The sequence below is a fragment of the Phreatobacter aquiterrae genome, assembly GCF_053471285.1.
The window spans coordinates 510,785-530,724 of the sequence record NZ_JBJPHW010000001.1 but is presented as its reverse complement, the minus strand read 5'-3'; the positions used below and the strand labels follow the sequence as shown (position 1 = coordinate 530,724).

At 67.6% G+C, this 19,940-nt stretch carries 18 protein-coding genes; 8 read left to right on the top strand and 10 right to left on the bottom strand.

Features of this window, described 5'->3' with window-relative positions; genetic code table 11:
- The first annotated feature begins 499 nt into the window (after nt 1-499).
- The 4 genes from ACJ4V0_RS02485 (at nt 500) to ACJ4V0_RS02470 (ending at nt 3,265) form a co-directional block, all read left to right on the top strand.
- Nucleotides 500-934 (top strand): nuclear transport factor 2 family protein, encoded by a 435-nt coding sequence (locus tag ACJ4V0_RS02485; RefSeq protein WP_448297956.1) that lies wholly within the window; start codon nt 500-502, stop codon nt 932-934.
- A gap of 2 nt (nt 935-936) precedes the next feature.
- Entirely contained in the window at nt 937-1,389 is a 453-nt protein-coding gene (locus ACJ4V0_RS02480; RefSeq protein ID WP_448297955.1) for a nuclear transport factor 2 family protein, read from the top strand.
- Nucleotides 1,390-1,478: 89 nt separating this feature from the next.
- Entirely contained in the window at nt 1,479-2,330 is an 852-nt protein-coding gene (gene pdxY / locus ACJ4V0_RS02475) for a pyridoxal kinase PdxY (RefSeq protein ID WP_448297954.1), read from the top strand.
- 8 nt (nt 2,331-2,338) lie between these two features.
- The gene (locus ACJ4V0_RS02470; RefSeq protein WP_448297953.1) at nt 2,339-3,265 is read left to right on the top strand and encodes a PhzF family protein; all 927 of its coding nucleotides are present in this window, start codon (nt 2,339-2,341) and stop codon (nt 3,263-3,265) included.
- A gap of 79 nt (nt 3,266-3,344) precedes the next feature.
- On the opposite strand, the gene ACJ4V0_RS02465 is transcribed toward ACJ4V0_RS02470, so the two are convergent.
- Nucleotides 3,345-3,611 (bottom strand): YMGG-like glycine zipper-containing protein, encoded by a 267-nt coding sequence (locus tag ACJ4V0_RS02465; RefSeq protein WP_448297952.1) that lies wholly within the window; start codon nt 3,609-3,611, stop codon nt 3,345-3,347.
- A gap of 169 nt (nt 3,612-3,780) precedes the next feature.
- Between ACJ4V0_RS02465 and ACJ4V0_RS02460 the strand changes: the two genes are divergently transcribed.
- A complete protein-coding gene (locus ACJ4V0_RS02460) occupies nt 3,781-4,506 on the top strand; it encodes an NUDIX domain-containing protein (protein ID WP_448297951.1) in 726 nt (241 codons plus the stop codon).
- Here ACJ4V0_RS02460 and ACJ4V0_RS02455 read toward each other — a convergent pair.
- Both ACJ4V0_RS02455 and ACJ4V0_RS02450 read right to left on the bottom strand, forming a co-directional pair.
- Nucleotides 4,494-4,838, bottom strand: coding sequence for a hypothetical protein (locus tag ACJ4V0_RS02455; RefSeq protein ID WP_448297950.1), 345 nt, complete (start codon nt 4,836-4,838; stop codon nt 4,494-4,496). The genes ACJ4V0_RS02460 and ACJ4V0_RS02455 overlap by 13 nt on opposite strands.
- Nucleotides 4,839-4,950: 112 nt before the next feature.
- Nucleotides 4,951-5,901, bottom strand: a complete 951-nt coding sequence (locus tag ACJ4V0_RS02450) for a ring-cleaving dioxygenase (protein ID WP_448297949.1) — start codon at nt 5,899-5,901, stop codon at nt 4,951-4,953.
- A 252-nt stretch (nt 5,902-6,153) separates the two neighbouring features.
- On the opposite strand from ACJ4V0_RS02450, the gene ACJ4V0_RS02445 reads away from it, so the two are divergent.
- On the top strand, nt 6,154-7,284 hold the full coding sequence (locus tag ACJ4V0_RS02445; RefSeq protein ID WP_448297948.1) for a 5-methyltetrahydropteroyltriglutamate--homocysteine S-methyltransferase: 1,131 nt from the start codon (nt 6,154-6,156) through the stop codon (nt 7,282-7,284).
- A 28-nt stretch (nt 7,285-7,312) separates the two neighbouring features.
- Here ACJ4V0_RS02445 and ACJ4V0_RS02440 read toward each other — a convergent pair whose 3' ends face one another.
- The 5 genes from ACJ4V0_RS02440 to ACJ4V0_RS02420 form a co-directional block, all read right to left on the bottom strand.
- Complete coding sequence (locus ACJ4V0_RS02440) at nt 7,313-8,764, bottom strand: amidohydrolase family protein (protein WP_448297947.1); 1,452 nt, start codon at nt 8,762-8,764, stop codon at nt 7,313-7,315.
- A 98-nt stretch (nt 8,765-8,862) separates the two neighbouring features.
- Complete coding sequence (locus ACJ4V0_RS02435; protein ID WP_448297946.1) at nt 8,863-10,458, bottom strand: ABC transporter substrate-binding protein; 1,596 nt, start codon at nt 10,456-10,458, stop codon at nt 8,863-8,865.
- Between the two features lie 71 nt (nt 10,459-10,529).
- Nucleotides 10,530-11,420 (bottom strand): ABC transporter permease, encoded by an 891-nt coding sequence (locus ACJ4V0_RS02430; RefSeq protein WP_448297945.1) that lies wholly within the window; start codon nt 11,418-11,420, stop codon nt 10,530-10,532.
- Nucleotides 11,417-12,358, bottom strand: coding sequence for an ABC transporter permease (locus ACJ4V0_RS02425; protein ID WP_448297944.1), 942 nt, complete (start codon nt 12,356-12,358; stop codon nt 11,417-11,419). The genes ACJ4V0_RS02430 and ACJ4V0_RS02425 overlap by 4 nt, the downstream gene beginning before the upstream one ends.
- A 5-nt stretch (nt 12,359-12,363) precedes the next feature.
- Nucleotides 12,364-14,001 (bottom strand): amidohydrolase, encoded by a 1,638-nt coding sequence (locus tag ACJ4V0_RS02420; RefSeq protein WP_448297943.1) that lies wholly within the window; start codon nt 13,999-14,001, stop codon nt 12,364-12,366.
- Nucleotides 14,002-14,292: 291 nt separating this feature from the next.
- Here ACJ4V0_RS02420 and ACJ4V0_RS02415 point away from each other — a divergent pair, with 291 nt between their 5' ends.
- The gene (locus tag ACJ4V0_RS02415; protein ID WP_448297942.1) at nt 14,293-15,546 is read left to right on the top strand and encodes a serine hydrolase domain-containing protein; all 1,254 of its coding nucleotides are present in this window, start codon (nt 14,293-14,295) and stop codon (nt 15,544-15,546) included.
- Between the two features lie 164 nt (nt 15,547-15,710).
- Nucleotides 15,711-17,948 carry a S1 family peptidase gene (locus tag ACJ4V0_RS02410; protein WP_448297941.1) on the top strand — a complete coding sequence of 746 codons (2,238 nt, stop codon included), beginning with the start codon at nt 15,711-15,713 and terminating at the stop codon, nt 17,946-17,948.
- 62 nt (nt 17,949-18,010) lie between these two features.
- On the opposite strand, the gene ACJ4V0_RS02405 is transcribed toward ACJ4V0_RS02410, so the two are convergent.
- Nucleotides 18,011-18,913, bottom strand: coding sequence for a phosphatase PAP2 family protein (locus ACJ4V0_RS02405; protein ID WP_448297940.1), 903 nt, complete (start codon nt 18,911-18,913; stop codon nt 18,011-18,013).
- Nucleotides 18,913-19,617: a CDP-alcohol phosphatidyltransferase family protein gene (locus tag ACJ4V0_RS02400; protein ID WP_448297939.1), complete on the bottom strand. Its 705-nt coding sequence runs from the start codon at nt 19,615-19,617 to the stop codon at nt 18,913-18,915. Before ACJ4V0_RS02400 ends, ACJ4V0_RS02405 begins: the two co-directional genes overlap by 1 nt.
- Nucleotides 19,618-19,940 lie beyond the last annotated feature (323 nt).

Below are 19,940 nucleotides of genomic sequence, written 5' to 3'. Positions count from 1 at the left end.
GGACACTGTTCCGACGGGCGGGTGACGTCGCACCCGCCCTTTGGGATCAAGGCGAAGGCGCTGGTCGACAAGACGAAGAACTGAGCAGGACACTGTTCCGACGGGCGGGTGACGTCGCACCCGCCCTTTGGGATCAAGGCGAAGGCCCTGGTCGACAAGACGAAGAACTGAGCCGGACACTGTTCCGACGGGCGGGTGACGTCGCACCCGCCCTTTGGGATCAAGGCGAAGGCGCTGGTCGACAAGACGAAGAACTGAGCAGGACACTGTTCCGACGGGCGGGTGACGTCGCACCCGCCCTGTCGTCAGAAGACGCAAGGGGCGGCCTCGTGCCGCCCCTTTCTCATGCGGCGGAACGCCTTGCGGACATCAGGCAATTCCTGTGATGTTCATCGTGCAGTCAGCCGTTATGCCGCAGAGTTCGCCGGATTTCGCTTGGCGAACGCGGCTGCTGATCGTAGGACCATAGCGCCTCACCGGCGACAATTCAGGGACGTTCATGTCGCAACCGAGCCTGCGCGTCATCTCCGGGCTGCCCTATCTCAAGGAGAAGCTGGCGGAACTCTACGCCGCCAGGCGGGACGGCGATGCACAGGCCTTTGCAGCAGGATTCGCCGAAGACGGCTTCATGCGGATCATGGCCGACAACCGGCTGGTTCCGGAAGCCGGACCGTTTCATGGCCGGCCCGCCATCGCCAAGGGCATCCGGAAGCTGTTCGAGAGCTATCAGTATGTCGACGGGCTGATCGTCGATATCGTCGCGGAACCCGACGCAGCAGTGATCCGACGACAGCTCACCCTTCGTAGTCAGGCTACCGGGGCGATCGCGGATTTCGATGTGGCAGACTTCATCAGGTTCCGGAACGGCGAGATCACCGAACTGACGCAGTACATGGACACGGCCTCACTGGCGGTCCTGGCGGGGCGTATCTGACGATGGCGTCGCCCCCCTCAACCTTTGGCGAGCGCGACATCCGCCCGAAGGCGATCACCGAGGCCATCCACGCGCTCTACGCCGCAAGGACCGCGGGCGACGGTGAGGAGTATGCGAGCTATTTCGCCCCCGATGCGCGGATGACCATCGTCGGCAATCCGGCCCTGAGCCCGGGCGCGGGCATGCGCCTCGGCCGCGAGAGCATCGCGCGTCACCTGGAGAGCCTCCACGAGATCAACGCCTATCTCGGCTATAAGATCGAGGCCATCGTGGCGGAAGGCGACAAGGTTGCGGTACGCTGGACGGCCGAGGTGCGGTTCCTCGACAATGGCCGGATCGGCTACTACGACGTGCTGGATCACATCAGAATCCGGGACGGGCTCATCGTCGAACTGATGCATTTCTATGACACGGGCGGCATGAGCATCGCGCGCGGACGGATCAGGATCGCCTGACCGCCACATTCCGCTGATGAGCGAGTTCACGGAACGGAATTGGTGCGGCGCAGGAATGCCGCGCTAGGCTGGCGCTTCGGAGCGCAGCCATGAACATCCTCTCGATCCAGTCCTGGGTTTCCTACGGCCATGTCGGCAATGCCTCGGCCGTCTTTCCCATGCAGCGGCTGGGGCACGAGGTCTGGGCCATCCACACAGTGCAGTTCTCCAATCATACGGGCTACGGCGCGTGGAAGGGGCGGGTCTATGACGGCCCGATGATCGAGGAACTGGTGGAGGGGATCGCCGAACGCGGCGTGCTCGGCCGCTGCGACGGTGTCCTGTCCGGCTACATGGGATCGGCCGACATCGGCACGGCCATCCTCGGCGCGGTCAGCCGGGTCCGTTCGCTGAACCCGAAGGCCCTCTACTGCTGCGATCCCGTGATCGGAGATGTCGGGCGCGGCATCTTCGTGCGTCCCGGCATTCCCGAGTTCATGCGCGACCAGGCCGTGCCTGCCGCCGACATCATCACGCCGAACCAGTTCGAACTGGAGTTCCTCGCCGGCCGCACCATCACGACCATCGCCGACGCCGTGGCGGCGGTCGACGCGATCCGCGCCTCGGGACCGAAGACCGTCATGGTGACGAGCCTCGTCACCGAGGATACGCCGGCGGACTCGATCGATCTCCTTGCCAGCGGCCCGAATGGCCGTTTCCGCGTCCGCACGCCGCGGCTTTCGGTTTCGGTGAACGGCGCCGGCGACGCGATCGCGGCCCTGTTCTTCGTCCATGCCGCCGCCAGTGGCGACGAGGCCTTTGCCCTGTCGCGCGCCGCCTCCTCGGTCTTCGGCCTGCTGCGCCGCACGGAGGAGGCCGGGTCTCGGGAGATTCTCACGGTGGCGGCGCAGGACGAGTTCGTCACGCCGAGCCGGCTGTTCACCCCCGAGCCGATTGCCTGAGGCCCGTCATGCCCTCCCCCACCGCTTCACGCCGCATCCACACGCTCGACGTCTTCACCCACGATGTCCTCGCCGGCAATCCGCTCGCCGTCGTGCACGACTCGGCGGGGCTCGATACCGCGGCCATGCAGGCGATCGCCGGCGAGTTCAACCTGTCGGAGACGGTCTTCGTCCTGCCGGAGACGACACCCGGCCACCGCGCCGACATCCGCATCTTCACGCCGGGCGCCGAACTGCCCTTCGCCGGCCATCCGACGGTCGGGACGGCGGTGCTGCTCGCCTCCCTCGACGGGTTGGCGCCGGGCGCAGACATCCGCTTCGTCATCGGCGAGAAGGCGGGCGCGGTCCCCTGCCTCGTCCGGCGCGACGCCGCCGGCCGCTACGAGGCGACATTCGTGGCGCCGCGCAAGCCCACCCGTCTCGGTCCCGCCCCCGACCCGGCGCAGCTTGCCGGCGTGCTCGGTCTCGACCTGCGCGATATCGGCTTCGACTATCACCGTCCCAGCCGCTACGGCGCGCCGGTTTCCTTCTGCTACGTGCCGGTAAAGACGCGCGAGGCCATGGCGCGCATCCGCGTCGATACCCGCTGGTTTGCCGAGACCTTCGCAGCGATCCGGGACGATCACCCCGCGATCTTCGCCTATTCGCGCGAGACCGTGAACACCGGCGCGCAGTTCCACGCCCGCATGTTCGCGCCGGGCCTCGGCATCGCCGAGGACCCGGCGACGGGATCGGCGGCAGCGGCCTTTGCCGGTGTCCTGGCCGAACAGGAGGGGCTGGGCGATGGCGCGCACAGGATCGTCATCGAGCAGGGCTTCGAGATGGGCCGGCCGAGCCGCATCACGCTGGGGCTGACCCTTGCCGGTGGTGCTGTCGAGGAGGTCACCATCGGCGGCGGCGCAGTGATCGTCACCGAAGGGCGGCTGTTCATCTGATCCGGCCGATCCGGCCCCGTCAAAGACAAACCCGCCGGCGAGGCGCCGACGGGTTTGAATTGTGTGTCGCCGGGGGGGATCAGCGACGATAGCGGCAGATGCGCTCGCCGTAGCGATTGACGAAGCAGCGACGACGCGGCGTGGTCTCGGCACCGATGATCGCGCCAGCGACACCGCCGATTGCGGCACCTGCCAGGGCACCACCGCCCGTTCCGGTGGCCAGACCACCGATGAGCGCACCGGCGCCGGCGCCAATGGCGCCACCTGCCGCAGCGCGTTCCTCACGCGGGGTGCACGCGCCGATCATCAGCGCGGCAGCGCCCACCAGAGCCAGTTTCTTCAACATCAATATTCCCTCCTGCAGGCCCCCGACCCGGGACGACCATAGGTGACGCGCAAGCGATTTGCCAAGCTGGGGGGACAACACCCCTAAGAAGCCGTCAACGCCGTGGCTATCCTGCCACGGCTTGCTCGAGGCGGGTCCCTCAGGCAAGACATCGCGCGAGGACAACGCCTTGAGCCCGTACCGGTTCCGCCACATCCGCCATATTTGCGCCAGCGTGACGACGACGCCGTGGCCCTATGCAATCAAGCATGGGGCAGACATCGCCGAATCATGGACGAAGGCGATAGCGACCAGTCCCGCACTGTTCGACGGCGAGGTGCTGCTGATCGCCGAGAGCCGCGTGGACGGTGACCGGTTCGAGGCGCTCTATCGCCCCGTGCGGTTCTCCCAGTTCCTCCACTATATGCGCCATGGCGAGCCGGACGGGCGCTCGCGCAACGGCTTCGCGCTCGCCGGCCTGACGAGCGCCGACGGCGCGTTGGTCATGGGCGTGATGGGCGGCCATACCGCCAATGCCGGCAAGATCTACTTCCCCGGCGGCACGCCCGACCTCTCCGACGTCGTGGAGGGCCAGGTCGACCTCGAGGGCAGCGTCAGGCGCGAACTGGCCGAAGAGACCGGCCTCGCGGCGGACGAGGTGAGCTTCGAACCTGGCTTCTGGATGGCCGAGGACGACAAGCGCTGCATCTTCGTCAAGACGGTGCGCTCGCCGCTGGCGGCGGAAGACCTCAGACGCATCATTCTCGACAGGCTGGCGCAGCAGACCGAGCCGGAACTCGCGGGCATCCATATCGTGCGCGATGCGAGTGACCTGATGCCTGAGCGGATGCCGCCGTTCCAGTTCGCCCATGCCGCATGGTGGCTGGCGGGGGGACCGGATAATCAGCCGGGATAGCCGTAGCGGCGTTTGACCGCGGTGAGCGCGGAGCGGGCTTCGCCGTCGCGGCCGGCGGCGCAGGTGCCCTCCGGTCCACGCAGGTCGGCGATGACACGGCCGTGGACCTCGCGGGTGACATGGCCGGTGGCGAGGTCGTTGTCCATCACCGCCCGGAAGCGGGCGATCTCGCCCGAGCAGCCGGCGCCCTCGGGGAGCCGGAAATCGGGCCGGGTGACGTAGGCCGGCGCCGAGGAGGCCACCGGCTGCGGCGCCGGCACCTCGGCCGTCGTGGACTGGCAAGCGGCAAGGCCGACAGCGGCGACGGCGGCAAGCAGGGTGGCGCGGATCATGGGGTCCCCGGCAAAGATCGAGAATCGACCCCGCCAATCTAAGTGTCCGCGCCGGCCCTGTGAACCGGTCCCGCCATGACCGGAAGGGTCCGGCCATGGCGGCTCGCGTCGTTCAGCCGAGCGGCTTCAGCCCGCGCTCGATGGCGGCGCGCTTCGGTTCGAGGAACGGCGGCAGGGCCAGCTTCTCGCCGATGGTCTCCAGCGGCTCGTCGACGTCGAAGCCGGGGCCGTCGGTGGCGATCTCGAAGAGGATGCCGTTGGGTTCGCGGAAATAGAGGCTGCGGAAATAGAAGCGGTCGACGGCCCCCGAACTTGGGATTCGCAGGCCGTTCAGCCGCTCGATCCAGCCGGCATATTCCTTCTCGTCGGGGGTGCGGAAGGCGACGTGGTGGACGGAACCCGCCCCCTGCCGCGCCTGCGGCAGGTGCGGCTCAACCGCGACATGATACTCGGCCGCAGGCCCGCCCTCGCCCATCGCATAGACATGGACCGGCGAGGCGCTCGGCAGCGTGTACTCGCGCACCTTGCGCATGCCGAGCACGTGGGTGAGCACGAGATCGGTGGTCTCCAGCACGGGGACGCTGGCAGTGATGGGTCCCAAGCCGCGGATCTGGTGCCCGGCCGGCACCGGGCTCTGATCCCAGGGATGGGCCTCGCCGGCGCCGCCGTCGTCGACCAGGGCGAGGCGCTGGCCCTCCGGGTCCTCGAAGTCGAGGGTCAGGCGGCCGTCGCGGACCACGGGCTGGTCATGCTTCACGCCCTGCTCGCTGAAACGGGCAACCCACCAGCGGATGGTGGCCTCTCCCGAGACGCGCAGCGCGGTGCGGATGATGGCGTTGGTGCCGCGACGCTCGGGAGCGACCGGCCATTCGAAGAAGGTGATGTCCGAACCGGGGCTGGCGATGCCGTCGCCGTAGAAGAGGTGATAGGCGGAGGTGTCGTCCTGGTTCACGGTGCGCTTGACGAGGCGCATGCCGAGGACCTGCGTGTAGAAGGCGTGGTTGCCGGGAGCATTGGCGGAGACCGCCGTCAGGTGGTGGATTCCGGTCAGGGCGGGGGTCATGGTTCAACCTCGCATGGCGCGACGGGGGCCGCGCTTCGTTGGTTCAGAGATCGGCCGGATGGGTCACGCGGGCAAGGGGGAGGACGCCAATACGGTTGCAAGCCGGGCTTGCAGCGTTGCCGGTGACCACCTGATCGCCCGACGCATCCCTTCTGGCTCATCCGCGGCTTCCGCCCTATTCTCGGCGGCAGAAGACCGCCGCTGCAAGGGCGAGACGTTCCTGCCAGAGGCCGCCCCAGGGAGATACGACCGATGAGCACCATGACGTCCCCCACCCCCGCCGTCGCTGGCAAGAGCGGCCCTTTCCGCGCCGACCAGGTCGGCTCGCTGCTCCGGTCACAGCCCCTGAAAGAGGCCCGCGCGGCCCATGCCGCCGGCACGCTCGATGCGCTCGGGCTGAGGACGGTGGAAGATGCCGAGATCAAGAAGCTGATCGCAAGGCAGGAGGCGATCGGCCTGCAGGCGATCACCGATGGCGAGTACCGGCGCTCCTGGTGGCACTACGACTTCCTCTGGCAGCTCGACGGCGTGACCCGCGTGGAACTCGACCAGGGCATCCAGTTCGCCGGCGTGCAGACCAAGGCGGAAGCGCCGCGCGTCACCGGCCGGATCGACTTCTCGACCCATCCCTTCATCGAGCACTTCAAGTTCCTGAAGGCGAACACGACGCGCACCGCGAAGATGACGATCCCCTCGCCCTCCATGCTGCACTACCGGGGCGGCCGGAAGCTCATCAACATGGGCCTCTATCCGGACATGGCCGACTATTACGAGGATCTCGGCCAGGCCTATCGCAAGGCGGTCCATGCCTTCTACGATGCCGGCTGCCGCTACCTGCAGCTCGACGACGTCTCCTTCGCCTATCTCTGCGATCCCGAGCAGAAGAAGATGCTGGCCGAGAGGGGCGACGACCCCGACAAGCAGGGCGGCATCTATGCCGGCATGGTGTCGGCGGCCATCGGCGGGCGGCCGAAGGACCTGCTGATCACCATGCATCTGTGCCGCGGCAATTTCCGCTCCACCTTCGTCGCCTCGGGCGGCTACGAGCCGATCGCCGACCTGCTGTTCAACACCATGCCCGTGGACGCCTATTTCATGGAATGGGACACCGAGCGCGCCGGCGGCTTCGAGCCGCTGCGCTTCCTGCCGAAGGGCAAGGCAGTGGTGCTCGGCCTCGTCACGTCCAAGACGGGTGTCCTCGAGAGCAAGGACGACATCAAGCGCAGGATCGACGAGGCGGCGAAATACGCGCCGCTGGAGCAGCTCTGCCTGTCGCCGCAATGCGGCTTCGCCTCGACGGAGGAAGGCAACACGCTCGCCGAGGACGAGCAGTGGCGCAAGCTCGAGATGATCGTCGAGGTGTCGCGCGAGATGTGGGGATAGGGCGCGGGGCGCCCTATCCTGCGTCGCCTCAGCCCTTGGACGGCGGGAACATCAGCGGCGAGATCTTCATGTGGTCGCGCTTGGCCCAGTCGAGCGCCTTGACGCCGGCCTCGGCGCGGCGCTGGGCGGCCTCCAGCTTCTCTGAAGCGGCGTCGAGGTCCATGGTCAGCACCTTGCCGCCGTCGACCACCGTCTTGCCGTCGACGATGACGGTGCGGATGGCGCGCTCGGCCGCCGAATAGATCATCGAGCGGACGGGATCGCGCAGCGGCCGCATGGAGGCGTGGGTGACGTCGACCAGCACGATGTCGGCCTTGGCGCCGACCGAGAGGCGGCCGATGTCCTTGCGTCCCAGCGCCTTGGCGCCGCCGAGCGTCGCCGCATTGAAGACATCGGTGGAGCGCATGTCATAGGCGTCCTCGCCGACGACGCGGGACATGATGGCGACGTGGCGCATCTCCTCGATCATGTTGTGCGGATAGGTGTCGGTGCCGATCGCCATGTTGACGCCGCGGCGGACATATTCGCCGAAGGTCTGCAGGGTGATGCCGCGACGCTGGAACACCGTCGGGCAATGGGCGACCGTCGTGCCGGTATCCACCAGATCCTGCAGGTCGTCGCGGCGCGGCCAGTGGGTCGAGGTGTGGTGGTCGAGGAAGATGCCGTGGCCGATCAGCGAGCGGTCGGAGAGCACGTCCAGCGAGCCGAGCCATTCCACCGGCGTCATGCCGTGGCGGCGGGTGATCTCGTGGAACTCCACCACCGACTGCGCCGCGTGGATCTGGAAGGGCAGCTTGCGCTTCCTGGCCTCGGCGAAGCTCGCCTTGATGAGGCCGGGCGTGCAGGTGTCGATCTGGCTCGGCGAGACCATACCGGACATGCGGCCCGAGGGGTGCTTCGCGGCAGCCTCGAGCACCTTCATCGCCGCTTCCATGGCCGGGACGCCCTCGTCCTTCGCCCATTCGTATTCGACGACGTGGCCGTTCCTGGTGAACCAGCGGGCGGAGCGGTACATGGGCGAGAGGACGCCGCGCAGGCCGGAGGCGGCGAAGGTGTCGAGCCAGCCGTCCCAGGCCACCGACATGTCGACCAGCGTGGTGACGCCCGACAGCAGCAGTTCGGAATAGGCCACGGTGGCGGAAGCCGGGATTGCCTCCATGTCGGGGGCGCCGCCGGCATCGGCCCGGAACAGCGGCATGAATTCGTAGAGGGCCGACTGGTAGAGCTTCGGCGAGCCGAGCTCGTCGTTCCAGCCCTTGGCCATGGGCTCGGAAGCGGGATGGGAGTGGACGTTGACGAGGCCCGGCATGACAAGCATGCCCGACCCGTCGATCGTGGTCGCGGCCTTGCCCGCGAAACCGGGCCCGACATGGATGATCTTGTCGTCCTCGAAGGCGACGTCGGCACCCTGCATGTAGGTGTGCTTGCGACCGTCGAAGGCGACGACCCAGGCGGCTTGTCTGATCAGGGTGACGGGCATGGGGCGTTCCTCGAAAGGGGCGTTTCTGGTTCGGCTGCCAGGTCTGGCGCCAAGACAACGGCCGGGCGCGCGAAGGCGCCCGGCCGCAGGTCGTCACATCAGCGCGTGAAGCGCAGGTCGAGGCCCTTGTAGAGGCCGCAGCCGTAGATGTTGTGGGCCTTGAAGGGAGCAAGGCGCGCGGAGGCGGCCACCTTCATCGGCTCGTGGTAGAGCGGGATCCAGACAGCCGCGTCATGCACCTGCTGGAGCACCTGACCGTAGGCCGCGGCGCGGTCGGCGTCGGAGACGGCCGTCATGCCGGACTGCAGCAGACGATCGGTGTCGGCGTTCTTCCAGTTCATGCGGTTCGGGGTCGGCGCGTTGGTCGAACGGAAGTAGAGGTTCAGCGCGTCACCGGCGGTGATGTAGGGGAAGGACATGCCGAACAGGTCGAACTCCTGCGTGGCGAGCTTGCCCCAGGCGACCGTCGCATCGAAGAGCTGGATGCGCAGGTCGACGCCGATCTTGCGCAGGTCGCCCTGCACCGTCTCCATCAGCTTCTGCCAGGTGGACCCGGTGAAGCCATAGGCGAGCGGCGACAGACGGACGCCGTTCTTGGAGCGGAAGCCGTCGGCGCCGCGCACCCAGCCGGCCTCGTCGAGGATGCGGTTGGCTTCGGCGACGTTGGTGCGGATCAGGCGGGAGTCGATCGCCTTGTTCCAGTCGGTGGCCGACTGGTGGATGTAGGAATAGGCCGGCTCCGTCTCACCGTAGTTGATGTCGCGGGAAATGGCTTCCTGGTCCACGGCCATGACCATGGCGCGACGCACGACGGCATCGTCCACGCCGACCTTGTCGACCTTGAACCCGATGAAATAGGTCCAGAAGGCGGCCGGATTGTCGACGACGCGCAGGTTCCGGTTGCCGCGGATCTGCGACAGGCCCGAATAGGGCACATACTGCGTCGCCTGGCTCTGGCCGGTCAGCACGGCGGCAAGACGGGTGTTCTCCTCCGGCACGATGCGCCAGACGATCTCCTGGATATGCGCCGGACCGCGGTTCTCGTAGATCGGCGGACCCCAGCGATAGGCGTCGTGGCGGCGCAGGCGCATGTCGTTGCGCGGACGCCACTCGCCCCAGCAGTAGGGGCCGGTGCCGTTGAAGCCGCGCACGCCGAAATCGGCGCCGAGGGCCTCGACATTGGCCTTGTCGATGACGACGGCGAAGCTCTGGGTGAGCTGGTAAAGCAGTTCGGAGAAGGGCGCGGTCAGGCGATACTCGACGGTCGTCGCGTCCTTGGCGATGATGTCCTCGACCGGACCTGCGCGCCAGCGCACCGGCGAGCGGGTGGCCGGGTCGATCCAGCGCTTCAGCGAATAGACCACGTCGTCGGCGGTCATCTGCTTGCCGTCGCAGAACTTCACGTCCGAGCGCAGCTTGAAGGTGTAGACCTTGCCGTCCGGCGACACGGTCCAGCTCTCGGCGAGGCCCGGCTTGATCGAGGTCATGTCATGGTCGAGCGACACGAGCGTGTCGGCGAGCATGAACAGCACCTCGGACGCCGCGCGGGCGGTCGAGCGATGCGGATCGTAGCGGTCGGAATCGACCTCACGGACGATGGTCAGCGAGTTCTGTGCCTGCGCCGATGCCGGCGTGGCGAAGGCCAGGCCGCCGGCGATGGCGGTGGCCAGCAATGCAAGTCGTTTCACACTCATGTCCCAACTCCTCTGAAGACGTGGGTTCTCTGTCGGCCCGTGATTGCCCCGGACCGTTGGTTCTTGCCGGCTCAGGTGTGCCTGAGCCGCGGGTCGAGCATGTCGCGCAGCGCATCGCCGAGGACGTTGGCGCAGAGCACGAGCACGACGATGACGAGGCTCGGCATCACCGCGATATGCGGGGCGAGGAACAGTTCGTTGCGCCCGGCGGAGGCCATGGTGCCGAGTTCGGCGACCGGCGGCTGGGCGCCGAGGCCGAGGAAGGACAGGGCCGAGCCGAGCAGGATCACCTGGCCGAAGCGCAGGGTCATGTAGACGAAGACCGACGAGATGCAGTTGAGCGCGAGGTAGCGCACCAGCAGCGTGCGGTCGTCGAGGCCAATGGACCGGCCCGCCTCGATGAAATCCTGCCCCATCACCACCAGCGCCGAGGCGCGAGTGACGCGCACCACGGTCGGGATGGTGGCCACCGCCAGCGAGATGACGACCGCAGTCATGCCGGGGCCGACGACCGCCGCGAAGGACAGCCCGAGGAGAATGGCCGGGAAGGACAGGAGAATGTCCGACAGGTGCATGATGAGGCCGTCGAGCCGCCGGTAGAAAGCGGCAAACAGACCGAGCAGCAGCCCGATCGACCCGCCGATCGCGGTCGCGATGATGCCCATCATGAGGGTGGCGCGCAGCCCGTAGAGCAGGCGCGAGAGCATGCAGCGGCCGAGGCCGTCCGTGCCGAGCAGGAACTCCCAGCGGCCGCGCGCCTCCCAGACCGGCGGCAGCATGCGCAGGCGCGTATTGGTCAGGTAGGGGTCGTTGGGCGCCAGCCACGGCGCCAGCAAGGCTGCGAGGACCAGGAGAATGAGAAGGACGGCGGCAGTGATCGCCAGCTTGTCGCGGAACAGCCGGCGCAGGTTGCCGTACCGGCGGGGTACCGCGGTGACGTCGGTTGCGGTCACGGCGGTCATCGCTTGCCCACCCGCGGATCGAGGATGCCGTAGAGAATGTCGACGAAGAGATTGATCACGATGAAGGAGACCGCGAGAATCAGGATGGAACCCTGGGCGAGAGGCAAGTCGCGCGCCAGAATGGCGCCGACGGCGAGACGGCCGACGCCGGGCCAGGAGAAGATGGTCTCGGTAACCACGGCGCCGCCGAGGAGGTAGCCGGCCTGCAGGCCGATCAGCGTCACCACGGGAATGAGCGCATTGCGAAGCACATGGCGGATGATGACCGTGTGCTCGGCGAGGCCCTTGGCGCGGGCGGTGCGGACATAGTCGGCATTCATCACCTCGAGCGCCGCGGTGCGCGTCATGCGCGCGACGGGACCGATGAAGATGAGGCCGAGGGTCAGCGAGGGAAGGGCGGCGTGCGCCAGTCCATCGAGTGTCCACAGCGGGCCGGCGCGACCGAGGAACGGCAGCAGCTCCCAATGGTAGCCGACATACATGATCAGCATCAGGCCGATGAAGAAGACCGGCATGGAGACGCCGAACACCGAGATGGCGATGATGATGCGGTCGAGGGCGCGACCGCGATTGACGGCGGCGAGAGTGCCGAGAACGATGCCGATCGGCACGGAGAAGATCAGCGAGCCGAACATCAGCTCGAAGGTCGGGCCGATGGCCTCGCCGAGTTCGTGGATGACCGGGGTGTTGTTGATCATCGAGTAGCCGAGATCGCCCTGCATCACCCGCGTGATGTAGATGAAGAACTGGATGACGCGGGAGCGGTCGAGGCCGAGATCCTTGCGGATCTGCTCGATGACCTCGGGGGTCGCCTGCGGACCGGCGATGACCTGCGCCACGTCGCCCGGAACCAGTTGCAGCAGCATGAAGCCGAGCAGCAGCACGCCGAACAGCACCGGGATCGACAGGACCGCGCGGTGAATGAGGTGAACTCCCATGCCCGTCAGCCCTTCCACTCGCCGGTGGCGTCATAGACGCAGGCGCCGCCGAGGATGGTCAGGTCGCAGCGCGTATCCGACAGGATTGCCTCTGGCGTGGCCGTGAGCAAGTCGCGCGAGAAGACTGCGACATCGGCGACCATGCCGGGCCTCAGCGTGCCCCGGTGGTCCTCGCACCTGTTCACATAGGCGCCGAACTCCGTGTAGGCCTGAATCGCCCGCTCGATGGAGATCGCCTGGTCGCCGCCGATCACCGTGCCCTTGTGCGTCTTGCGGGTCAGCATCGTGAAGAAGTTCGGCCAGACATTCGCGTCGCAGACCGGCGCGTCGGTCGAGGCCGCCGGCCGGAAGCCCATGTCGATCCAGGTCTTCATGGGATAGCTCGTCGCCGGCCGCTCGTCGGGCATGACCTGCTGGTAGAGTTCGCCGAAGTCATAGATGAAGACCGGCTGCGGCACGGGCTCGATGCCGGCTGCGCGCATGCGCTTCATCTGGTCCATGGTGTTGAAGCCGCAATGCTCGATGCGGTGGCGGCGGCCGGCGTCCGGATATTTCGCCAGCGCCTTTTCCATGGCGACAAGGGTCTGCTCGATGGCGCCGTCGCCGATGGCGTGGACGGCGAGCTGGTAGCCCTTGGCGTGGACCTCCATCGTCGCCTCTTCCATCTCCTTGTCGGTGAGGCAGTAGATGCCGTGGGTCTGCTCCTCGCCGGAATAGGGCGCGGTCATCGCCGCGGTCTTGCCGCCGGCCGAGCCGTCGGTGAAGATCTTTACCGGACCAATGCGCAGCATGTCGTCGCCGGAGCCGGTGATCAGGCCCTCCTCGTGACAGCGGCCGAGAATGCCGTCCGGAATGTTGAGAAGGCACTGGGTGACGCGGATCGGCTGGCGGCCGGTACGCACGGCGTTGCGGTAGGAGATGATCTCCCGATAACCGGAGCGCATGCCGACGGCGGCGTCCATCGTCGAGGTGATGCCAAAGGTGTTCATGTACTTCGCGCCGCGCTCGATGGCGGCGACGTGGTCCTCGTCCGTATAGGCGGGCAGCACGGCCTGGACGGGCTGGCGGCCGTTCTCGGCCATCAGGCCGGTCAGGTCGCCGTTGACCTGCTCGATCGCGCCACCGGCGGGAACCGCGCTCTTCGTCGTCACGCCGGCGATCTTCAGCGCCATGGTGTTGGCGACCGCCAGGTGGCCGCAGGTGCGCACCAGATAGACCGGATTGTCGGGGGCCGCCTGATCGAGTTCGGTGCGGTGCGGGTGGCGGCGGATGTCGAGCTTCGAATCATCATAGCCGCGGGCCAGAATCCATTCGCCCGGCTTCTTCGTCGCGGCGGCATCGCGGATGAGGCCGAGCAACGCGTCGAGGGTATTGGCGTTCTGCGGGCGGGCGTCGATCTCGGCCATGGAGATGCCCATCGGCAGGAGATGGGCGTGGGCCTCGAACAGGCCGGGGGTGGCGAGGCGGCCGCGCAGTTCGATCACACGGGTGCCGGGGCCGATGAGCGGCTCCATGTCAGCGGACGAGCCCACCGCCAGCACCTTGCCGGACCACAGCGCGATCGCCTCGGCGACCGGCTCGCCATAGGCCACGAAAACACGGCCACCACGCAACACAACATCCGCCCTGGGCAGGATCGGCATCAAAAAACCCCCGAAACATAAACTGCCCAGCATCGTGGCATGCCTGATTTTGCATCAGCAAGCCGTCACGGTGCCGGGCACCTCACCACTCTGCGGGGTAGATTTGTCGCCGCCCGGCGTTATGGTCGGAAACTTTCTCTGCGCCCGCACGCTGATCAGAGCAGCATTATTCTTTGTCATCAACAGGGAATGGCACGACGGTATCGCTTGCCGATACGAATTCGAGCCCGATCCATATGTTGGCGATTCCGCCCGCCGCCTGCCCCCATGCGATTCCGAGGGAGTTCATTCATGTCCGAGACGTCCAAGGCAGCCCCTGCGACACCGCCCGATGCCGCCGCGAGCGACCCGAACGCGCTGGGCTGGATGCAGGGTTTCCCGCCGCCGCCCGACAAGGCCATCACCTATACCGACGGCTCGTTCCGGTCGTTCCCGCAACTGCGCTGGGCCTGGAGCAACGTGCGCCAACTGGTGCCGACGGTGAATGTGTGGCGCGGTTCGGGACCCGCCTCGGTGCTGGAGCGGGACGAGCAGAACCTCGGGACGGTGAAGCTCACCACGATGGATGGCCGCCCGTTGACCGTCGATCAGGCGCTGGCGGAGACCTATGCCGACGGTTTCGTCGTCCTGCATCGCGGCAAGCTGGTCTTCGAGCGCTATTTCGGCGCACTGAAGGCCCACAAGCCGCATATCGGCATGTCGGTCACCAAGTCCTTCACCGGCACGCTCGCGGGGATCCTGGTGGCGGAGGGCCTGATCGACCCGCAGGCCCCGGTCACCGCCTATGTGCCGGAACTCGCCGGCAGCGGGTTCGGCGACGCCACGGTCCGCCAGGTCATGGACATGACCACGGGCCTGAAATACTCGGAAATCTACACCGATCCCCATTCCGACGTCTGGGCGCTGCGGCGCGCCAACGGCATGGCCCCGCCCCTGCCCGGCGTGCCGCAGCCCTCGCTGCTCGAGTACCTGACGACCATCGCCAAGCAGGGCGAGCACGACCAGGTCTTCGCCTACAAGACGGTCAATACCGACGTGCTGGCCTGGATCATGCGGCGCGCCAGCGGCCAGTCGCTGGCCGATCTCCTGTCGGAGCGCATCTGGCAGCCGATGGGCGCCGAGGAAGACGCCTACTATCACGTCGACCGCCTCGGCATCGAAAGTGGCGGCGGCGGCCTCAGCACGACCACCCGCGACCTCGCCCGCTTCGGCGAACTCATGCGCAACCGCGGCACGGTCAACGGACGCCGCATCTTCCCTGAGAGCGTCGCCGACGACATCACCCGTGGCGACGACCCGGCCAAATTCGCGCCCGCGGGCTATGCGACGCTGCCGGGCTGGTCCTACCGCAACCAGTGGTGGATCAGCCACAACGACCACGGCGCCTACATGGCGCGCGGCGTCTATGGCCAGGCCATCTATGTCGACCCGAAGGCCGAGATGGTGATCGCCCGCTACGCCTCGCATCCCGCGGCCGGCAACGTCGCCAACGACCCCGTCTCGCTGCCGGCCTACATGGCCCTGGCGAAGGCCCTGATGGGCTGAGCGCCACCGGCCGGCGCGCGGCAACGTTTCAGACGCGTTGCTGCGGGCCGGCGCGGACACGGCAAAGCCTCGCCGTCGCGAAATCTTGCAGAAACCGCGCCTGCCTATAGGCTTCCCCAAGGGTCCGTCTCGGGGCGGTCCGCGAGACTGGAGAATTGTCCACGATGTCGCTGTTCGTCCGTACCTCGGCGCCGCTGGCGCTGGCCGCCGCCTGCCTTCTCCTGCTGCCGGTTTCCGATGCCGAGGCGCAGCGCCGCCGGCCCCGGGCGGCCGAATCGACCGAGGTGACCATCCAGAACCGCGGCAGCGCGACGCTCCAGTATCTGTTCGTCACGCCGGTGGGCGAAGTGTCGTGGGGCGACGACAAACTCGGCAGCGAGACGGTGGCGCGCAACCGCAGCCACAGCTTCACCATCGAGGGCGGGCAGTGCCGCCACGACATTCGCGCCGTCTATGAGAACGGACGCGAGGAGACCCGCTTCGGCCTCGACCTGTGCGCCCGCCCGGAAGTGGCGCTGAACGGCCGGACGCAGACCTCCGCCGCCGATCTCCAGCGCCAGGGACCGGTGGCGCTCTACGTGGTGCGCAACCGGTCAGGCAGCACGCTCCAGACCCTCAAGCTCGTCTCGCCCAGCGGCGACGAGAGCGACGACGTGCTCGGCTCGTCCATCGTCGAGAACGGCGGCAGCTTCACCGGCCGCTTCCAGCGCTCCGCCGGCTGCACCTATGACGTGGTCGCGACCTTCGACGGTGCCTCGGACCGCACCATCTCCGGGCGCAACCTTTGTACGTCCCGCGAGATCGTCTTCGGCACCGAGGAGGAGGCTCCCGCGCCGCAGGCCGGCCGCGGCGAACGGCAGGAGCGTGGACGCGACCGCGAGCGGGCCGAGACGCCCTCCGGCGAGCAGCTCAGCTTCCTGGTGCAGAACCGCGGCGCAATCCCGATCCAGTATCTCTATATCCGCCCGCGCGGCGCCAGCGGCTGGGGTCCCGACCGGCTCGGCAACGACACCATCGCGGCGCGCGGCTCGTTCCAGGTCACCATGCAGCGGCGCGGCTGCGAGTATGACGTGAAGGTGCGCTTCGACAACGATCGCGAGGACATCCGCAACGGGGTCAACCTGTGCGAGATGCGCGAGTATGTCGTCACGGGACCCGCCTTCGTCACCGGCCGCGGCGAGCGCAAGCAGCGTCCGACGGCGCGCACCGGCCAGCCGGCCATCTCGCAGATCGTCGTCATCAACGAGGGCGAGCGCCCCATCGAGTCGCTGTTCATCTCCTCCTCGAAGGTCTCGAGCTGGGGCGACGACATGCTCGGCACCAACCGCATCCAGCCGGGCGACCGCTTCACCGCACGCGTCGAGCGCGACGACCAGTGCAACTACGACCTGCGCATCGTCTACCAGGGCGGCCGCGAGGAGCGCCGCATGCGGCAGAACCTCTGCCAGCGCCAGGAAGTGGCGTTCGGCGGCCCCAACGGCCTGCGCGTCGACGGCGGTGGTCCCGACAACGGCCGCCGTGTCGTCTTCACCAACAATGGCCGCGGCGACATCCGCGAAGTCTATCTGACCCCGGTCCGCGACAGCCACTGGGGCGATGATCGGCTTGGCTCGGAGCTCCTGCCGCGCCGCTTCCGCCTGGAACTGCGGCTGCCCCAGGAAGGCGGCTGCAACTGGGACCTGAAGGTCGTCTATGAGGGCGGCCAGACCACCGAGAAGCGGGACCAGGATCTGTGCGCCACGCCGGAAATGGCGATCGGCCGCACCGGGCGTCCCGGCCAGGTGGCCTCAACCGGCACCGGCTTCTACATCAACGACACCGGCCACATCCTGACCAACCACCACGTCATCGACGGCTGCGCCACGGTCGCGATCGCCCGCCCGGGGTCGCCGCGCATTCCGCTCCGGCTGATCGGCGCCGATGAGGGCGCCGATCTTGCGGTGCTGGTGCAGGAGAACGCCACCTCCACGCCACTGCGGCTGCGCAACGGCAGCGGCATCCAGGTGCGCGGTGGCGAGCGCGTGGTGCTGGTCGGCTATCCGGCCCGCTCGCAGCTCGGCGGCGTCAACATCACCGAGGGCATCGTGTCAGGCCTGCGCGGCGCGCTCGGCGACCAGAGCCGGTTCCAGTACACGGCGCCGACGCAGCCCGGCAATTCCGGCGGTCCGGTTCTCGACGCCTCGGGCCTCGTCGTCGGCGTCGTGGTCTCGCAGATCGACAAGATTTCCGGGGAGCGGACGGCGCAGAACATCAACTTCGGCATCAAGCTGGACCTCGTCCGCACCTTCCTCTCGGCCAATGCCGTGACGGCGGCTGAGGCGGAGGCCGGAAGCCCGCTGGCGACCACCGACATCCTGCAGAACTCCGACCAGTCGGTGCTGCCGCTTGACTGCCTCGAGTAAGCGCAGGCGGCGTTGACGGGCCGGGCGCTCCGGTCCGCAGCAGGTTTGCCCGGCCTCTGCGCCTAAGGCGTCGCCGGCTGGCGCCCGCGCAGCAGACGACCGGCGATGACGACCGCGAGCCAGGCGGCGAGGACGCCGGCAACGCCGTCAACGAGCCAATGGTGGTCGAGATAGACGCTCGCGACCAGCATGACCGCCAGATAGGCGAGATGAATCGGCCGGGTGCGCCAGCCGATCTTCGACCAGGCGGTGAAGAGGCCGAGCGAGGGCATCGAGGCGTGGAGGGACGGCATCGCGCCGAACACATTGGCATTCTGGCTGTAGAAGGCCTTGAAGTAGCCGATACCGAGATAGTCGTCGACGCGCGCGAGGCGGGCCGGGCTCGGCAGCGCCGACATGTCGATGCCGCAGCCATGGGCGCGAATGTACCAGGGCGGCGCCGCAGGCATGATCATGTAGACGGTAAACGCGATGAAATGAACGAGGCCGAAGGCGAGAAGATAATGAACCATCCTCTCCCGATCGCGGAAGTAGAGATAGATCGAATAGACGATGCAGATGTACAGGAAAGCTGCGTATGGCGCCGCAAAAACCAGATCGAAGGCCGGCGAGTGACGGGTCCCGAAGAAGTCCGCCAGGGTCGTGTCGGGTCCAACACCAAAGATCTTCAGTTCGATGGCCCTGAGGTCGCAGCCCCAGACGCGCTCCGGCCAGACCAGCGCGCGTGAGATCGGCCCCATCCACTCATAGACGAGACCGACGGCGAGGACCGGCATCGTCGCGGCGATCAGGTCGCGCGACCACCGGTTGATGTGGGCGCCGACCCATACGGCCAGCGCGACGCCGATGTGCATGGGCTTCAATTGCCCGGCGATCGCCATGGCGAAGGCGTGGATCGCCGGCAGCAGAGGCACGATCCACCAGCGGCCCCAGAGGCTGCGCACATGCTCAAGAAGAACTGACATCAGACCGCGCTCGACCCCGACGACGTGGAGCGGGCTTCGGCCGGTGCAGCCGCGTCCGCGACACGGCATTCCCGCTGGGCGACCCTCAGGGCATCCGCCGCGGCGAGCAGGCTAAGGACGCCGACGAGGGCCGTGCCGGTCAGCACGAGGATCGGCGCGATCATGCCCGCCAGCAACGACACGGCCACCAGCGCGATGCGGTCTCCGCGGCGCATCCACAGCGGCGGCAGCGCGATGGCGAGGCCCTCGCAGCGTGCCCGGACATAGGACACCGTATAGCCGGCAAGCAGGGCGAAGCTCGGGACGGCTGCCGCCCATCCCCACCCGTCCCGCGCGAAAAAAATGGTCAGCCCGATCAGCGGCAGCGCGTCGGAAATCCTGTCGAGGGTTGAATCCAGCAGGGCGCCGAAGCGGGAACTGCGGCCCGTGGCGCGGGCCAGCGGCCCATCGAGAAGATCCATGAGCCCGCTCAGGAGCATGAACACGACCGACCAGGCGAATGCGCCGCGTGCCGCAAACACGGCGGCCATCAGCGCTGGGATCAGCGAGAGCATGGTGAGCGCGTTGGGCGTTGCGCCGGTCCTGGCCAGCGTCCGGGCGACCCTGCCGACCACGGCCGTGAACTGTGCCGAGCGCCCCACGTCCTGAAGCGAAACACCGCGCTCGAGCGCCCCCAGAAAGCGGTTCAGCCAGACCGGCAACATCGATGGGATTGTCCTGTTCCTTGGGCCTCGATCGCGCAGCAGTCTTCCTGCACGAGATCGAGGACGAGGTGAAGGGGAAAGGCCGCGAGGCGATTCCGTTCCGTAACCAGGGCACGATCCCTAACGGTCGCGGGCGATCACGGCAATGTGGCCGCACCCCTGCCGTCGCCGGGCGGCAACCCCGGGGCGCCCGTACGCGCCACGCCGGTCCCGCATCGCGCCGAACTTGGGTCCTCGTCTCGGACCAACCATCGGGGCACTCTACACCCGGTCTGTTCTGACAATCAGGTGGCATGAGGAAGCCCCTCCCGCGCCAACTTTGG